The 16,651-nt window shown below is 71.5% G+C and carries 15 protein-coding genes; 7 read left to right on the top strand and 8 right to left on the bottom strand.

Annotated elements, in window-relative coordinates; translation table 11 throughout:
• Nucleotides 1-146: 146 nt before the first annotated feature.
• On the bottom strand, nt 147-1,361 hold the full coding sequence (locus tag EF879_RS03395; protein ID WP_123554503.1) for a helix-turn-helix domain-containing protein: 1,215 nt from the start codon (nt 1,359-1,361) through the stop codon (nt 147-149).
• Nucleotides 1,362-1,563: 202 nt separating this feature from the next.
• Between EF879_RS03395 and EF879_RS03390 the strand changes: the two genes are divergently transcribed.
• From EF879_RS03390 to rarD, 3 genes are all read left to right on the top strand, one after another.
• Nucleotides 1,564-1,950: a phage holin family protein gene (locus tag EF879_RS03390; RefSeq protein ID WP_123555331.1), complete on the top strand. Its 387-nt coding sequence runs from the start codon at nt 1,564-1,566 to the stop codon at nt 1,948-1,950.
• Nucleotides 1,951-2,028: 78 nt separating this feature from the next.
• The gene (locus EF879_RS03385; protein WP_123554501.1) at nt 2,029-2,523 is read left to right on the top strand and encodes a GNAT family N-acetyltransferase; all 495 of its coding nucleotides are present in this window, start codon (nt 2,029-2,031) and stop codon (nt 2,521-2,523) included.
• Nucleotides 2,520-3,452 (top strand): EamA family transporter RarD, encoded by a 933-nt coding sequence (gene rarD, locus EF879_RS03380; RefSeq protein WP_123554498.1) that lies wholly within the window; start codon nt 2,520-2,522, stop codon nt 3,450-3,452. Before EF879_RS03385 ends, rarD begins: the two co-directional genes overlap by 4 nt.
• 29 nt (nt 3,453-3,481) lie before the next feature.
• Here the strand turns inward: rarD and EF879_RS03375 are convergent, their stop codons facing one another.
• The 4 genes from EF879_RS03375 to EF879_RS03360 form a co-directional block, all read right to left on the bottom strand.
• Complete coding sequence (locus tag EF879_RS03375; protein ID WP_123554496.1) at nt 3,482-3,712, bottom strand: hypothetical protein; 231 nt, start codon at nt 3,710-3,712, stop codon at nt 3,482-3,484.
• 125 nt (nt 3,713-3,837) lie between these two features.
• Complete coding sequence (locus tag EF879_RS03370; RefSeq protein WP_123554489.1) at nt 3,838-4,581, bottom strand: hypothetical protein; 744 nt, start codon at nt 4,579-4,581, stop codon at nt 3,838-3,840.
• Nucleotides 4,582-4,690: 109 nt separating this feature from the next.
• A complete protein-coding gene (locus tag EF879_RS03365) occupies nt 4,691-5,797 on the bottom strand; it encodes a glycosyltransferase (protein WP_233604190.1) in 1,107 nt (368 codons plus the stop codon).
• A 4-nt stretch (nt 5,798-5,801) separates the two neighbouring features.
• Nucleotides 5,802-6,827 carry a glycosyltransferase family 2 protein gene (locus EF879_RS03360; RefSeq protein WP_123554484.1) on the bottom strand — a complete coding sequence of 342 codons (1,026 nt, stop codon included), beginning with the start codon at nt 6,825-6,827 and terminating at the stop codon, nt 5,802-5,804.
• 394 nt (nt 6,828-7,221) lie between these two features.
• Between EF879_RS03360 and EF879_RS03355 the strand changes: the two genes are divergently transcribed.
• Complete coding sequence (locus EF879_RS03355; protein WP_233604189.1) at nt 7,222-8,889, top strand: glycosyltransferase family 4 protein; 1,668 nt, start codon at nt 7,222-7,224, stop codon at nt 8,887-8,889.
• Nucleotides 8,886-10,484, top strand: coding sequence for a glycosyltransferase (locus EF879_RS03350; protein WP_123554480.1), 1,599 nt, complete (start codon nt 8,886-8,888; stop codon nt 10,482-10,484). Before EF879_RS03355 ends, EF879_RS03350 begins: the two co-directional genes overlap by 4 nt.
• A 141-nt stretch (nt 10,485-10,625) precedes the next feature.
• Here the strand turns inward: EF879_RS03350 and EF879_RS03345 are convergent, their stop codons facing one another.
• The gene (locus EF879_RS03345) at nt 10,626-11,321 is read right to left on the bottom strand and encodes an anti-sigma factor (RefSeq protein ID WP_123554478.1); all 696 of its coding nucleotides are present in this window, start codon (nt 11,319-11,321) and stop codon (nt 10,626-10,628) included.
• Nucleotides 11,318-11,833, bottom strand: a complete 516-nt coding sequence (locus EF879_RS03340) for a sigma-70 family RNA polymerase sigma factor (protein WP_199736147.1) — start codon at nt 11,831-11,833, stop codon at nt 11,318-11,320. The genes EF879_RS03345 and EF879_RS03340 overlap by 4 nt, the downstream gene beginning before the upstream one ends.
• Before the next feature lie 268 nt (nt 11,834-12,101).
• On the opposite strand from EF879_RS03340, the gene EF879_RS03335 reads away from it, so the two are divergent.
• Nucleotides 12,102-14,234, top strand: a complete 2,133-nt coding sequence (locus EF879_RS03335) for a PhoX family phosphatase (RefSeq protein ID WP_123554476.1) — start codon at nt 12,102-12,104, stop codon at nt 14,232-14,234.
• Between the two features lie 247 nt (nt 14,235-14,481).
• Here the strand turns inward: EF879_RS03335 and EF879_RS03330 are convergent, their stop codons facing one another.
• The gene (locus EF879_RS03330; RefSeq protein WP_123554474.1) at nt 14,482-15,264 is read right to left on the bottom strand and encodes an IclR family transcriptional regulator; all 783 of its coding nucleotides are present in this window, start codon (nt 15,262-15,264) and stop codon (nt 14,482-14,484) included.
• A 152-nt stretch (nt 15,265-15,416) separates the two neighbouring features.
• On the opposite strand from EF879_RS03330, the gene EF879_RS03325 reads away from it, so the two are divergent.
• Nucleotides 15,417-16,619 carry an MFS transporter gene (locus EF879_RS03325; protein WP_123554472.1) on the top strand — a complete coding sequence of 401 codons (1,203 nt, stop codon included), beginning with the start codon at nt 15,417-15,419 and terminating at the stop codon, nt 16,617-16,619.
• Nucleotides 16,620-16,651 lie beyond the last annotated feature (32 nt).

The following is a 16,651-nucleotide window of genomic DNA, read 5'->3' as shown; positions in this document are numbered from 1 at the left end:
CCGTACACCGGAAGACCCGGCAGGATCGCCCGCGAGACTGACCGATGTCGTCACCATCCGACGCCCGGATCCGGCGGTCAAACGTCTCCGCCCCGGCCCGGGGGCTTTTCTGGTTTGCCACACCGGCACACGATCGGCCGGTACCCCTATTGCACGAGGCCCACCTTGACGGCGAGGTCGTGGGCTCGACGGCGATGCGGAACGGGACCGTCAAGCAGTTCTCGCACCATCGAGCGGGCAAACCCGTTGTAGCGAATCGTTTCCGGAGCTGTCTGGTACGCCCGGTCGAGGTTCACCAACATCGCTTCCTTGTCGTTACGAAGCTGGTGACCCCGAGCTACCTCGATCAGATGACGGGCTCGCCGGGGACGGGACGGAATAGCATCCGGAGCCGAACGTTCCGCGTGTCGGAGTGCGTGGCCACCCTTGCGCAATTCGACCTCTACGGTGACCGCATGAGGCCCCATAATGGCCTTGCCGAAGCTGGACCACGTCTGGTGGTAGTCATCCGGAAGCCGCTTCGCAACATCTGCCGCGATGTCCAGATGACGCCATGCCTTCCCGGCCTCACCGGCACGCGCAGCAGTGTGCGCGGCCTCCACCTGTAGAGCGCCCCACATCGCAAGCAAGTCGTTGGAGGCGTCCGGCAACACAGGTTCGATCGCTCGAACCGTATCCAGGACGACTGTCATGGCGGTGTCCCAGTCACCGGTCTCACAATGCGCCGCCGCCGCGAACCACGTCGCGCCGGCCAAGGCAAGCGGGTCAGCGGACTCCTGAGCCGCAAGCATCGCCCGGTCGACGGTCCGCCACACCAGGTCCGCAGCCGGCTGGTATGCCAGAAACATCTGGGTCAGGCCGAGCACATTGGCGAGCACGGCATACGCCCGACGTTGCTGATCGCCGCTGCTGGTCCACGTCGCGCGCTGGGCGTCACGGATCAGTTTCGGGAGGAGCGCGCCAACGACGGTCCGGTGGTCGGGAGCAGCGTGCCGCGCCCGCCACGCGGCCTCCAGCCGGACACAGATGTGGTCGAGTGGTTCTGGTTCGGCATCAAGGCGGATAGGCCACCGGTTCAACGCCTCACGAACGGCCGGAAGTTGCGGGTGGCCCGGTCCTACAGCTACCGAGACCGCTTCATCTGAACCAATCAGTGCCGAGAGATCCACCCGCAGTGCCTTGGCGATCTGGCCAAGCATAGGAAGTCGTGGCGGCAGTAGGCGGCCGGTTTCCACAGCCTTGACCCACTCGGCCGACCGACCCACGAGCCCACCGAGCACAGCCCGGGTCTTCCCTACGCGTTCGCGGTGCAGCTTGATCCGTTGCCCGACCGTCAGAGTCGGCAGATCACCGGAATCCATCGACCTGCTCCCATAGAGTGCCGGGGTGGCTGGCGAGGCCCGGGCGGGTCCACCACTTCGGACCGTACACCGGACGACCCGGCAGGATCTCCCGCGAGACTGACCGATGTCGTCACCATCCGACGCCCGGATCCGGCGGTCAAACGTCTCCGCCCCGGCCCGGGGCTTCCCTGGTTTGCCGCACCGTGACACGATCGGCCGGGTGGAGTTTCTGAAGGGTCCTCTCATCCGGCTCGTCAGCACCGCCGTGGCGTTCTGGCTCGCCACGCTCATCATCCCGGGCATCACCCTGAGCGCCGACTCGGCGCTCGGCGCGGTCGGGACGCTGCTGGTGGTGGCGGCCATCTTCGGCCTGGTCAACGCGGTGCTCCAGCCGATCATCAAGATCCTCGGCTGCGGGCTCTACGTGCTGACCCTCGGCCTGATCGCACTCGTGGTGAACGCCCTGCTGTTCCTGCTCACCGGCGCGATCGCCGGGCAGCTCGGCCTGCCCTTCGACGTCGACGGGTTCTGGCCGGCGGCGATGCTGGGGGCGATCTTCGTCGGCCTGGTCACCTGGTTGCTGGGTCTGGTGCTGGACCGCGACTGAGCCGCGCGTCGACGGCAGGAGGCCACCGCCCAGGAATTGGCCGGTGGCGGGCCGCCAGGCCGGGGATACGGTCACGGCGTGCTGAACCTGACCCGCGAGGACGGATACGAACTCTCCACCGACCCAGGCCGGCTCGACCTGGACCGGGTACACCACTGGCTCTCCACCGACGCGTACTGGGCGCTGGGCCGGCCCCGAGACGTGCTGCTCCGTGCGATCGAGGGCTCGACGGCGTACGGGGTGTACTGCCCCGGGGATGGCGCCCAGGTGGCCTTCGGCCGGGTGGTCACGGACCGGGCCACCTTCGCCTGGGTCTGCGACGTCTACGTCGACCGGGCGGAACGCGGCCGTGGGTTGGCCCGCTGGCTGGTCGGCACCGCCTGTGACGAGCTGGCCGGGCTGGGCCTACGCCGGATCATGCTCGTCACCCGCGACGCGCACGGCCTCTACGCGCCGCTCGGGTTCCACCCGTTGCCTGATCCCGGCATGTGGATGGAGTGGACGCCGCAGCAGGTGAGACCGCTCACGGGAAAGGGGTCTGACCCCATGCAGCCACTTACAGTGGCACCGTGAACCAGGCGCGTGTCGGATATCTGTGCGGGCTCGGAGCGTACACCCTGTGGGGGTTCTTTCCGCTCTACATCCGGCTGCTCGAACCGGCCGGACCGATCGAGATCCTGGCGCACCGGGTGGTCTGGGCGGCGGTCTTCGTCGCGCTGCTGCTGGCCGTGGCCCGCAACTGGCGATTCCTGCGTGACCTGCGCCACCAGCCGGCCAAACTCGCCAGGGTGGCCCTGGCCGCCGCGCTGATCGCCGTCAACTGGGGCACCTACATCTACGGCGTCAACTCCGAGCGGGTGGTGGAGACCGCTCTGGGCTACTTCATCAACCCGCTGGTCGTGGTGCTGCTCGGCGTCACCGTGCTTCGCGAACGGCTCCGGGTGGCCCAGTGGGCGGCACTCGGCATCAGCGGCATCGCGGTGGCGGTGCTGACCATCGACTACGGTCGGCCACCGTACATCGCGCTCACCCTGGCACTGAGCTTCGGTGGGTACAGCCTGGTCAAGAAGCAGCTCGGGTTGCCCGCCGCCGAGGGGATGTTCGTCGAGTCGGCGGCGCTGGCGCTGCCGGCGCTCGGCTACCTGGCCTGGCTCACCGCACGCGGCGACTCGACCTTCGGCCACGTCTCGGCCTGGCACACCGTGCTGCTGATCCTGGCCGGTGCGGCGACCGCCACCCCCCTGATGCTCTTCGCCGGTGCGGCGAACCGGCTCAGCCTGACCGCGTTGGGGATGCTGCAGTACCTCGCCCCGATCCTCCAACTCGGCGTCGGCGTTCTGATCTTCCACGAGCCGATGCCGCCGGCCCGGCTCGTCGGGTTCACCCTGGTCTGGCTCGCGCTGATCGTCTTCTCCGCGGACGGGATCCGACAGGTCCGGCGTACCCGGGCCGCAGCGCTGGGCACCGCCACCGAACCGACGCCGGCCGCCACCGTCCGCTGACAACCAGACGGGCCGGCCGCCCGCGCTCATCAGGCCTCGTCGAACCAGCCTGCCCCCGCCCTGCGCGCCCGCCCGGCCCGCCAGAACGCGGCCACGGCGATCGCGAGGAACGCGACCCCCACGATGATCACAAAGAGGATCGCGCCGTCCTGGCTCTCGAGGTATGCCGGCACGGCGCGGATCAGCGCGTAACCGCCCAGACCAGCGAAGACGAGACCATACACCAACAAATTGATCACCGTGGCGGGAGCCCAGAACATAAATCGATCCTCCCGGTTGCGGCCTCGGCTTGTCGATGTCGGAGCGACGACGGCATCGCGGGCAGGGCTGGCGGTCACCAGGGAGTCGCCAGTGGATGGCGGGGTCGCCACCGGAGTACGGAGGGCTACCGCAACGGCGGGTGGACCATCCAGACGTTCGGTTCCCAGTACGACCCCAGGTCGGCCTCCCGGTCGATGTGCACCGGGGCGAGGCCCTCGGGGAAGACGTACTCCCCGGACTCGGGGAAGACCAGACCGGTCCACGACTCCCAGTCGGCGACCGGGGCGGTGATCCGGAACGAGCGCGGCAGCGGTCCCGCGACCCGGGCGCCGAGCCGCTCGTGCACCCGCATCCACGGGTCGAACAGCAGGCCGTCGGGGCGCCGCCACTGGACGTACCGCTCGATCGGGGTGAGCGGGTAGCGCTCCTTCCAGGAGGGCCGGACCGGCGCGACCAGGTGGGTGAACCCGTGCCGGTCGGCGATGCTCCGCATCGCGCGCAGAATCTCGGTGGCCAGCCCCCGGCTGCGGTTGGCGCGCGGGATCTCGGCCGCCAGCGCGCAGAGCGTGTTGACCGGCGCACCCGACCGGCGCTGCTCGAAGATCAGTTCGAGCGCCGGGTCGAAGCCGTCCGGCAGGTGGGCGTCCACGCCGTCCCAGCCGAACGGGCCGGTGTGGCCCTCGGCCACCACCTCGTCGGTCTCGTCGTCGTAGAGGACGAACTGGAAGTCGGCGAGTTCCACGTCGAGCAGGTTCCAGTACCGGCCAGCCACGTCGCCGTGCATGTTGTACTCCGGCCACACCAGCTTGGAGTCGATCTTCCGAGCCCAGAGGTCGGGCCGCTCGACCGCGGTGTACGTCCTGATCACTGTCGTCCCCTGCTTTCGTTCCCGTGGCGCCGTCCGGCATCCGGCCGACGGCGAACCTCTGGGACCCTAGCCCGGGCCGAAGGGCGGATGACAGCTGATTATCGGCAGCTCAGCCCGGTACGGTGCCGACCCGCAGCCTGTCGTACAGCTCCTCGAGGCGGCGGGACTGGGTGGCCAGGTCGAAGTGGGCCGCCACGTGCCGTCGCGCCCGGTCACCGAGGCGGACGCGCAGGTCGTCGTCGGTGAGCAGCCGCCGGAGGTTCGCGGCTAGCGCCGCGCGGTCCCCCTCGGCGCCGAGCAGCCCTGTCTCGCCGTGCCGCACCGCCTCCGGGATCCCGCTGTGGTACGTCGACACCGTCGGCACGCCGACGGTCGCCGCCTCCAGGATCGTCGTCGGCAGCCCTTCCGATTCCCCGTTCGCGGCGGTCTTGGAGGGCGAGACGAAGACCTTCGCCTCGGTCATGTACCGGCGGACCGCCGCCGGCTCCTGGGCGCCGAGGAAGGTGGCGTCCAGCCCGAGCGCGGCGGCCCGCCGCCGGACCGGTTCCCACAGCGGCCCGTCGCCGACGAAGAGGACCCGGGGTCGGAGCCCGTCGAGCCGGCCGACGGCCTCGACGAGGTCGTCGACTCCCTTCTTCTCGACGAATCGGCCGACGAAGAGCAGGTCCCAGCGTTTCGGTGTGGCGTCCGGCAGCGGCGGGACCGGAACACCCGTGTAGTGGACCCGGACCTTGGCCGGATCCGCGCCCAGCGCCACCGCCCGGTCTCGGATGAACTCGGAGACCGCGAGGACGACGCTGGCCCGGTCGAAGACCTGGCGTAGGTTGCGCCGGTAGCGGGCGCCCCGCCAGCCGGGTACGCCGGGCAGCCGGGTCACGTCGTACCCGTGCAGGGTGACGACCAGCGGTACGCCGAGCCGGGCCGCCGCGTGGCTGACCAGCCAGCCGTCGTTGCCGAAGTGGGCGTGCACCACCGCCGGTCGCAGCTCGGCCAGCCGGGCCCGCAGCCGCGGTGAGGAGCCGGTCACCCGAAGCCGGAGAAAATCGGCCCGGCCCCGGAGGCTCCCCGGATAGACGATGACGTCGCCGTCGGCGGCGATGGCGGAGTTGACCTTGACCGCACCCAGGTAGACCGGTCGCCACCGGGCCAGCGCGGCTCCGTGGTTCCGGACGAAGGTCTCGGATCCGGCGAGCAGGTGGCTGCGCCAGATCACCACCGTCCTACCGTCGCGCGTCATGGTCGGCCGTGGCGGCACCGGTGGCCGGGACAGCGGACGCCTCGACACCCCGCCGGACGGCGGATTCCGCGGCGCCCCGGCGGCGCCGGAGCACCCGGTCGCGCAGGGTGCGGCGAAGCTGTGGCGGGATCAGCCAGATCTGGAGGAAGGTCAGGTAGTCGATCGGCCCGGGACGGCCGTGCCGGCGGGCCTCGCGGAGCAGGGTGCGGAACGCCGTCAGGCTGCGGGTCGGTGCCGCCATGGAGGCGAGCACGCTCATGGTGAGCGCGGCGTACGCCCGGGGCGTCAGGAGCGGACGGCTCCGCCGCAGCCACTCCAGCTGGTGTTCCCAGGCGAGTCCGTCGCTGATCCGCGGCCGGTCCTCGTCCTGGTACCAGACCACGAGCGGCTCGGGAGCGATGACCAGGCCGACGTCCTCGTGGTGCAGTGCCCGCAGCGTCCAGTCGAGTTCCTGGAGGCGGCGCAGGCCCACGGTGAACGGCACCCGGCGGAGCAGTTCGGTCGGGGCGAGAATCGTCGAGGTCTGGATGAAGCCGTCGCCGTGAAACAGGCCACGCCGGACGGTGAGGTACTCGCTCAACGGCTCGCCGGGGGCCGGCAGCCGTCGGGGGATGACGAAATCGGCGCGCGGCGTACGGTTGACCAGCCGGCTGGCAACGATCGGCATCGGCACCCGCGCGCCCTTGGCGAGTTTGAGCTGGACGGCGAGCTTGTCGGGAAGCCACTCGTCGTCATCGTCGAGCAGCGCCGTCCAGGGCGCCCGCGCCTCCCGGACGCCGACATTGCGGGCGTTCGGGGCACCACCCGACTCGGGTAGGGCGATCACCCGCAGCCGGGGGTCGCCCACCGCGGTGAGCGCGCTCCGGGTCAGGTCGTCAGGTCCGTCAATCACGACGATGACCTCGAGGTCGTCGACGGTCTGCGCCAGGACGCTCCGGACCGCGCGAGTCACCAGCTCGGGGCGACCCCGGGTGGGGATCACGACACTGACATTGGGTGTCGCGGACATGAAGACCTGCCAACTCCGACATGAATTCGAGGGCACGGTTCGCCATCACGCCCGGGTATCCGTCGGGCGTGGGCCGATCGCATGGCGAGGGGCGTGCGTCAGGCGCCGAACACTATTGGCCGGCCGCGACGTGAAGGTTGACGCCGAATGGCGAATAGGCGTACATCCCGGAAGCAGAATTCGTCCGGCAGGTGTCGTACGGGTATACGAACCGGCGCTGAGCTGGGCAGACCAGGGACTATACGTATATCAGCGATGTGCGGGACGGCGGCGGATACGTCAGATCGAGGCCTCGGAAGCGGCCACGGACGCCGATCCACGTCCGGCCGGCTCGGCAATAGGGTGCCGTACACTCGCCGATGATTTCGGTCGGGTGCCGGAGAATCGGAGAGTCATGGGTCGCAATGACGGTACGGCGGCGAGCCGCGCTGCCCGTGGCCGCGTCGTCATGCTCGTCGACAACGGCGTCGAGGGAGACTCCCGGGTTCAGAAGAGCGCCCGCTCGATGGCCGAGGCCGGCTGGGACGTGACGCTGCTGGGTTGCTCGCCAACCGGCGAGGAGCAGCGGTGGCGGCTCGGCCCCGCGCTGGTCCGGCTGCTCCCGCTGCCGGAGGGCCGGCCACGCCCCGATGCCGCCGGGGCCGTCTCCGGCGCAGTGGCCCCTCGACGGGCCTCCGACCCGGCCGGCGTGAAAGACCCGACCGTCGGACCCGGCGCGGGAGGCCCGGATGCCGGAGCCGGCGCGAAAGGCCCGGATGCCGGACCCGGCGCGGGCGACGCGGAAGCCCGGATCGGCGGGCGAGTCGGGGCGGGTGCCCGCGCCCCGGGCGGTGGCAGACTACGGCAGTGGTTGCTCGCTCGTGGCGGTCTGCCGCTGCGGGCCGCGCGGCTGGCCCGTCGCCCCGTGGAGCACGCCCAGGTGTGGTTCTGGCGGGCCGTCAAGGGCGACCAGGCCTGGCGGTGGCTGGAACCGGGGCTGTGGAACTACGAACGGGCCTTCGGCCCGGTGATCGACGAGCTGGCGCCGGACCTCATCCACGCCCACGACTTCCGGATGCTCGGGGTCGGCGCCCGGGCCCGGCAGCGCGCCCGGGCCGCCGGCCGTCCGGTACGCCTGCTCTGGGACGCGCACGAGTTCCTGCCCGGGGCCCGGCCCCGCCGGGACAACGCCCGTTGGCTGCCGGCCCACCTCGGCTACGAGCGCGAGTACGCGCCGTACGCCGACGCGGTGGTCACCGTCTCCGACGCCCTCGCCGAGCTGCTGCACCGGGAGTACGGGTTGGCCGCCCGCCCCACCGTCGTGCTCAACGCCCCGGTCGTCGCCCCGGTCGACGACGGCATCGCGGCCGACGGCGACGCCGCCCGAGCGGAGCCGGCTCCAGGCCACGGCAGCGGTGCCGCGTCCCGGCCGCCGGCGCTGCGCACGCTCTGCGGCGTCGACTCGAAGACGCCGCTGCTGGTCTACGCCGGCTCGGCGGCGGTCCAGCGGGGCCTGGACACCGTGGTCGCGGCGCTGCCGCGGCTCCCCGGGGTGCACCTGGCCCTGGTGGTGGCCGACCCGCAGGCGCCGTACGTCCGCCAGCTCGGCGCCGACGCCGCCCGGCTCGGGGTGGCGGAACGGGTGCACGCGCTCCGGTACGTGTCGCCGTGGCAGGTGGTGGAGTTCCTCTCCGGCGCGGACGTCGGGGTCATCCCGCTCCACCACTGGCCCAACCACGAGATCGCCCTGATCACCAAGTTCTTCGAGTACGCGCACGCGCGGCTGCCGATCGTGGTCAGCGACGTGCGGACGATGGCGGAGACGGTCCGGGCCACCGGCCAGGGCGAGGTGTTCCGGGCCAGGGACGTGGCCGACTTCGTCCGCGCGGTGCGGACGGTCCTCGCCGACCCGGCGCGCTACCGGGCGGCGTACGACGGGCCGGACTCACCGCTGCCCGGCTGGACCTGGGAGGCGCAGGCCGAACGGCTCGACGAGATCTACCAGAGGTTGCTGGCACCGCGCGGGACGGCGGAGGCACCCGCCGAGTCCGCGACGTCCACAGTGAAGGCGAACGTTCCGTGAGCACCCCGGACGTCAGCGTGGTGCTGGCGGTCTACAACACGATGCCGTACCTGACCCGGTGTCTGACGTCGCTGGTCGGGCAGACGATCGGCCTGTCACGGTTGCAGATCGTGGCGGTGGACGACGGATCGACCGACCGCAGCGGTCGGACACTCGACCGGTTCGCCGCCCGCTACCCGGGGGTTTTCACCGTCATCCACCAGGCCAACTCCGGTGGCCCGGCCCGCCCGTTCAACCGGGGTCTCGACGCCGCCACCGGCCGGTACGTCTTCTTCGTCGGCGCCGACGACTACCTGGGCCGGGAGGCGCTGGAGCGCCTCGTCACCGCTGCCGACACGTACGGCTCGGACGTCGTCCTCGGCAAGGTGGTCGGGGTCAACAGTCGCCACATCTACCAGGACATCTTCGCCCGCACCGAACCCGACCTCAGCCTCTTCGACTCACCACTGCCGCGCTCGCTGGCCAACACGAAACTGTTCCGGAAGGAGCTGCTGGACCGGCACGGCATCCGCTACCGGGAGGACCTGCGGATCGCCAGCGACCTGCCGTTCACCCTGGAGGCCTGCTACCGGGCGCGCCGGATCTCGGTGCTGGCCGACTACGAGTACTACTACGCCGTACGCCGGTTGGGTGCCACCAACATCACCTACCAGAGCCGGCACCAGGAACGGCTGCGGACCATCGAGACCATCATGGCGTTCATCGCCGACCTGATCGCGCCGGGCCGGCAACGGGACGCGGTGATGGCACGCCGCTTCGACCACGAGATCGCCAAGCTGGTCGAGGACGACCTGCTTCGCCTCGACCGCGACACGCAGCAGGCGATCCACGACGGGGTCGGGCGGATGGTGTCGGCGTATCTCACCGACGACATCGCCGCCCAACTCGGGGCGGAGACCCGAATCCGGCTGGCGCTGACCCGGGACGGCCGGCTCGACGACCTCCTCGCCGTGATCCGGCAGGACGCCGAGGTCGGGGTGCCGGCGACGGTGGTCGAGGGGCAGCGCCGCTACGCCGCGTACCCCGGATTCCGCGACCCGGGACGGCGGCTTCCGGACTCCTGCTTCGAGGTCACCACTCTGCCGGAGTGGTCGGCGAAGCTCGACGTCACCGAGGCGACCTGGGAGACCGACGAGCAGGGCGAACGGGTGCTGACGCTGGACGCGTCCTCACCGGTGCCCGACCTGGCCGCACGCGGCGCCGCGCCGATCGTGGTCAGCGCGGAGGAGGTCCCGGCGCAGACCCTGATCACCGCCCAGGGCCCGGCCGGTACCCGGCTCCGGATCCGGTTCCGCGTCGCCGACCTGCTGGTCGGCAGCGGCGCGACCGGCCGCCGTCGCATCGTCTCGGCCCAGGTCGGGGCCTTCGATCCGGCACGGGCCCTCGGGGCGCACCGCGCCAACGGAGCCGGTGGTGCCGTGGCGCTGCGGGCGCCCCGGCTCACCGGCGCGGTGCCGCTGGTCCGGCGGCACGGCGCCCGGCTCTCCGTGGTGACCCCGGTCCGGGACGCCTCCGGCCGGCTGATGATCTCCGTGGTGCCGGTGACCCCGGGCCGGATCGCCGCCCGGCTGCGGCAGACGCTCCGCCGCCGCTGACCCGCGGCGTGGCCCGCCCCACCGGACGGTGCACGGCGAACGACGCGTCAGCGACGTACCGGAAACGGGTACGGAGGGACCACCCCGGTCGCGTCCGGGACCATCCCGGCCGCGGCTCCTCCGACAAGGGGTGGTGGATCGCTACCGGACGTCGTACACCAGCAGCGGAGTGTTGTCGTAGCGGAGGAGTTCCAGCCGGGTCAGCTCGGATCGGGTGAAACGGGTGACCCCGGTGAAGGTGGCCTCGTCGCCGGGGGCGGCAAGCCAGGAGCCCACCTGCTCCGTCTCGCCGTTCGGGCCGTGCGCCACCAGCCGGAAGGTGTACGCCTTCGTGTAGTCGGCGGTTTCGGCGTACTGGCAGCGCATGGTCACCACCGTGCCCCACCGCGTCCCGTCGAAGCCGATCTCGGCCGTGACCGGGACCGCGCCGCCCTGCACCGGCTCCATGGCGACCATCCGCACCTCGACATCGGTGCCGGAGTCGGCACGGGTCAGCGGCCAGGCCAGCCCGACCCCGGCGACCGCGGCCAGTCCGGCGGCGACCAGCGCCACCCCGACGGTACGCAGCCGATCGACCCGACGCTCTCGGCGCCGACGCGCCCGGGCCGCGTCGAGCAGCTTCGGCAGCCGTTCCTCGACACCGACCGGCGGGGTGATCCGCTCCAGGTCGGCCGGTGCGAGCCGTCCGAGCAGTCCAGGCAGGACGGCGATCTCGGCGACCGCGTCGCGGCAGTCCGCGCAGGTGGCGAGGTGCCGCTCGTACGCGCTCCGCTCGGCAGGGGAGAGGGCACCGAGCACGTACGCGCCATCATCGTGGGCGTATTCGCACCGCCTCACCCCGTCACCCCCATCTCCGCCAGTATCAACCGTAGGGATCGCAGGGCGTAGTGCGTACGGGACTTCACCGTGCCGGGCGGAATGCCCAGCCTGGCGGCGGCCTCGGTCACCGACCGGCCCTGGTAGAAGCACTCCACCAGCACCTCCCGGTGCGACGCCGAGAGCCGGTTGAGCGCCTCGGCGACCGTCCACGCCTCCACCGCCCGGTCCGCCTCGTCGACCGTCTGCGGCGGCTCGGGTAGTTCGTCGGTCACCACCTCACCCACCCGCGAACCGCGCTTGCGCCAGGCGTCGATGGCGAGGTTGCGGGCGATGGTGAAGAGCCAGGCCCGTACCGATCCCCGGTCGGGGTCGAGGGCCTCCGGGTGTCGCCAGGCCCGCAGCAACGTCTCCTGCACCAGATCCTCGGCCCGCTGCCGGTCGCCCCGCATCAGGCGCAGCGCGTGACCGAACAACGCCTCGGCGTGCTCGTCATGCAAGGCGCGTAGCAGTTCGGCGTCCTGGTCGCTGATAGTGTCACCTCGCCTCCGCCCGCACGGCCGTCGTATCCGTGCCTCGTGTCGCACGGTACGCGGCGCACCCCGCACCCCTTCCCACGGAACCGACGGCCGACCGGTTCAACGCCGAACGGCTGAACCTGCGGCTCAGGCGAGTTTGTTCACGTCCGCTTCACCCGGGAGCTGACCGTCGATCACGACGCGCTCCTAGCGTCCGGCAGGGATCCGCCGGCCAGGTACGGCCAGGCGGCCACCACGACCAGCAGAGAGGCTTCTTCTGGCGATGAGCGAGCGACCCCGGCTGCTCCCCCTGCTCGGCCCGGCGGGCCACGGTGGGCGGAGCGCCATGACCTGCATGTACCGCTGCGGCAACGCCTGTGACCACCCCGTACCGAACGAGTCGGACAACGCGTACTTCGGTGACGTCGTCACCGCCGAGGTCACCCGGCGCGGCGTGGTCCGGGCCGGCGCGGTCGGCGCCTTGGTGCTCGGCTTCGGCGGAGCGGTGGCCGGCACGCTGGCCGGCTCACCGGCGCTGGCCGCCTCGGGCGGCGGCTCGACTCCGGTGGTGCCGGAGGCCGACCGCGTCACTTCGACCGGGCACCAGGCCGGCGCCGGTGCCCTGACCTTCAAGCCGATCCCGCCGAACAAACTCGACTCACTGGTGGTACCGAACGGGTACGACCACGCGGTGGTGATCCGCTGGGGCGACCCGGTGCTGCCCGACGCGCCCCGGTTCGACGTACATCGGCAGACCGCGGCCCGGCAGTCGCGGCAGTTCGGCTACAACAACGACTTCGTCGGAGTACTGCCCCTGGACCGCCGGGGCACGCGCGCCCTGCTCGTGGTCAACCACGAGTACACCAACGAGGAGCTGATGTTCCCGGGCTTCACCAGCCTGGACGCGCTCAGTGTCGAGCAGCTCCGGGTCGCGATGGCGGCACACGGACTCAGCGTGGTCGAGATCGAGCGGGTCGGCGACACCGGTCAGTGGAAGCCGGTCCGCAAGGGGCGGCTGCCGTACAACCGGCGGATCACCGCGCTGTCGACGAGGTTCGAGTTCACCGGTCCGGCGGCCGGGTCGACCTGGCTGAGGACCACGGCAGACCCGCGGGGTCGTACCGTCGTCGGCACCCTGAACAACTGCGCCGGCGGCGTCACCCCGTGGGGCACGGTCCTCTCCGGCGAGGAAAACTTCAACCAGTACTTCGTCGGCGGCGACGGCGCGCCCGAGGCGCTCAAGCCGAAGCTCGCCCGGTACGGCATCAGCACCACCGCCCGCTACCCCTCGGGCAGCCGGAAGTGGGACCGGGCCGACGAGCGGTTCGACCTGGCCAAGCACCCCAACGAGGCACACCGGTTCGGCTGGATCGTCGAGGTCGACCCGTTCGACCCGGAGAGCAGACCGCGCAAGCACACCGCGCTCGGCCGGTTCAAGCACGAGGGCGCGAACGTCATCATCGCCCGCAACGGTCACGCCGTGGCGTACATGGGCGACGACGAGCGGTTCGACTACCTCTACAAGTTCGTCTCGGAGAAGAAGTTCGTCAAGGGTGACTCCTGGGCCGCCCGGAAGCACAACCTGAGCCTGCTCGAGTCCGGCACCCTGTACGTCGCGAAGTTCGAGTTCACCAGCGCCGACGAGATCGACGGTTCGGGGAAGGTCCCGAGCGACGGCGCCTTCAACGGCCGGGGCCGGTGGATCAAGCTGGTCCGCGGCACCACGTCGTACGTCCCGGGGATGACCGCCGCGGAGGTCCTCACCTTCACCCGGCTCGCTGGCGACGCGGTCGGGGCGACCAAGATGGACCGTCCCGAGGATGTGGAGCCGAGCCACCGGACCGGCAAGGTGTACGTGGCGCTGACCAACAACACGAACCGGGGTGTCGGCAGCAACCCGGCGCCCGACGAGGCGAACCCGCGGACCAACAACAAGCACGGGCACGTGCTGGAGCTGGTCGAGGACGGGAACGACAACACCTCGGAGACCTTCTCCTGGTCGGTGCTGATCGTCTGCGGCGACCCGACGGACCCGTCGACGTTCTTCGCCGGCTACGACAAGACCAAGGTCTCCCCGATCTCCTGCCCAGACAACGTCGCCTTCGACGGCGCCGGCAACCTCTGGATCTCCACCGACGGCAACGCGCTGGGCAGCAACGACGGCCTTTTCGCCACCGCCGTCGAGGGGCCGGAGCGCGGCCACCTCAAGCAGTTCCTCACCGTGCCGGTCGGCGCCGAGACCTGCGGTCCGTTCATCACCACGGACAACCGTTCACTCTTCGTCGCTGTCCAGCACCCGGGCGAGATCAGCGGCGCCTCGGTGGAGAACCCGGCCTCGAACTGGCCGGACGGCGACTTCGCCAAGCCGGGCGTGGTGGTCACCTGGCGACTCGACGGCGGCGTCGTCGGCAGCTGAGCCGCCACCCCGCCGCACGTCGACGGGTAACCCCACGTTGAAGGTCAGCAACACGTGAAGCCGCGGCGAAGGTCAGCGGGTGAAGCCGCGGCGGAGGCGCGGCGGAGGTCGGCGGGTGAACCCGCACCACCGCCAGACGCCAGCGGGTAACCCCGCGGCGGAAATCGGCGGGTGAACCCGTACCGGTGGAGGTCACCGTGGCCCCCGGTCATCCCGGCAGCGCCGGGCAGCCGGGGGCCACGTCGTCTCAGGACTCGGCGGCGAGGCTGTCGGCGATGGCGTGGGCCACCGCCAGCAGCTTGGCCCGGACCACCCGCGCCGAGGTCATCATCTCGGCCGCCGGGAGCGCGCAGGCGAGCACCGTCCGCCGCTCCATGTCCTTGTCCGGCGTCACCAGGACGGCCGCACAGGCGACGCCCTGCCGGAACTGTCCCAGCTCCAACTGCATCCCACGCCGCTCCCCGGCCGCCAGGTCGGCCTCGAAGGCGTCGGCCGCGACCAGGGTCTGCGGGGTGAACGGCCGCATGCCGTACTCCCGCAGGTAGCGGAACCGCTGTTCGGGGGTGAGCGTGGCGAGCAGGGCCTTGCCGAGCGCGGTGGCGTGCGCCCCCTCGTCGAAGCCGGGGACCAGGTCCTCCAGGTACGGCGACCGGGGCCCCTCGGCGACCGCGGTGACCGCCACCTGGCCGCCGACGAACCGGCCCAGGTAGTGACTGTACCCGGTTTCCGAGGCGGCCCGGCGCAGCGTCTCGCCGATCGACGGCGGCCCGCGGAACGCGGTTACGAGTTCCCGGTACCGGTCGGCCACCTCCAACCCGACGATGTACGTGCCGTCCTCGCGCCTGATCACGTAGCCCTCGTAGGCGAGCGTGCGCACCAGGTGGTACGTGGTGGCCACCGTCAACTCGCAACGCCGGGCAATCTGCTTCACGGTCAGACCCTTCGGTGCCCGTCCGACCGCTTCAAGCACGCGCAGGGCACGCGACACGCTGCGGATCAGGTCAGAAGGTTCCGCCAAGGGGTCGCGCACAACCACCTCCGCCGCCGGGGACTTACAGAATATGAAAAACCGGGCGCCTGGAAAATGCCCGTTCGGATCGAGGATGCCAGATTCCCGGGCACCGTGTGTGCACCTGCCGACACGAACGGTTCATACGAGTGGGTCGCGTAGGCTCGTCGCAAATGGCCGAATTCAACGTTTCTCCCCCGCACCCCGTAACCCTTTCCCGCCCCAGTCGTACCGTCCTGAGCGCCGCGGCCACCACCGTCGCCTGCGTACTCCCGGTCTTCCTGGTCGGCGGGCTCGCGGTGCAGCTCGGCGACGAGCTGCGCTTCTCCCCCGCCGGGCTGGGCCTGGCGGTCTCCGTCTACTTCGGCGTCAGCGCGCTCGCCTCGATCCCGTCGGGCGCCCTCGTCGAGCGGTACGGGCCGGTCGTCGTCGCCCGAGCCGGAATCCTGCTCTCCGCCGCGACCACCCTGGCCGTCGCCCTCCTGGCCCACTCCTACCTGGCCCTGGTCGGGCTGCTGGCGATCGGCGCCGGCGCCAACGCGCTCGGACAGCTCGCCAGCAACACCTCGCTGGCCCGTGGCGTCCCGCCCGGCCGGCAGGGCCTCTCCTTCGGGATCAAGCAGTCCGCCATCCCCACCGCGACCCTGCTCGCCGGAGCCGCCGTACCGGCCGTGGCGCTCACCGTCGGCTGGCGGTGGGCGTTCATCCTCGCCACCGGGCTGGCCCTGGCCGCCCTCCCGCTCGTCCCGGCGAGCCCGCGCCCGGTCGCCCGAACGGCCCGACAGCGGAGCGGGCACGCCACCGGAGCCCTGGCGGTCCTCGGCGTCGCCGCCGCCCTGGCGGCCGCCGCCGCGAACGCCCTCGGCACCTTCCTGGTCGACTCGGCGGTGGCCCGCGGTCTCTCGCCGGGGCTCGCCGGCCTGGTGCTGACCCTTGGCAGCGCCCTCTGCCTGCTCGGCCGGCTCGGCACCGGCTGGTGGGCCGACCACCGCGCCGGGGGACACGTCGCGACCATCGCCGGGATGCTCACCGTCGGCGCCGCCGGGCTGGCCCTGCTCACCGTCGCCGGGCCGGTCGCGCTGGCCGTCGGGGTGGCGCTCGGCTTCGGCATCGGCTGGGCCTGGCCCGGGCTGCTGAACTTCGCCGTGGTGCAGCTTCACCCGCAGGCCCCGGCCGCCGCCACCTCGATCACCCAGACCGGGGTGTACGCGGGCGGCAGTCTCGGCCCGCTCGGACTGGGCGCGATCGCCGGACACCTCGGCTACCCGATGATGTGGCTCACCGCCGCCGGGGCGATGCTGCTCGCCGCTGCCCTCATGCTGACCGGACGCCGGATGCTGCTCGGTGGCCGCCCGGCTGCCGCCCGGAACGGTTAGGAAGGGGCCCTTGTACGACAGAAAGCGATAAA

Source organism: Micromonospora sp. HM5-17 (assembly GCF_003762835.1).
Lineage (GTDB): Bacteria > Actinomycetota > Actinomycetes > Mycobacteriales > Micromonosporaceae > Plantactinospora.
The sequence above is the reverse complement of the archived record's forward strand: the minus strand, read 5'-3'. Positions and strand labels throughout refer to the sequence as shown.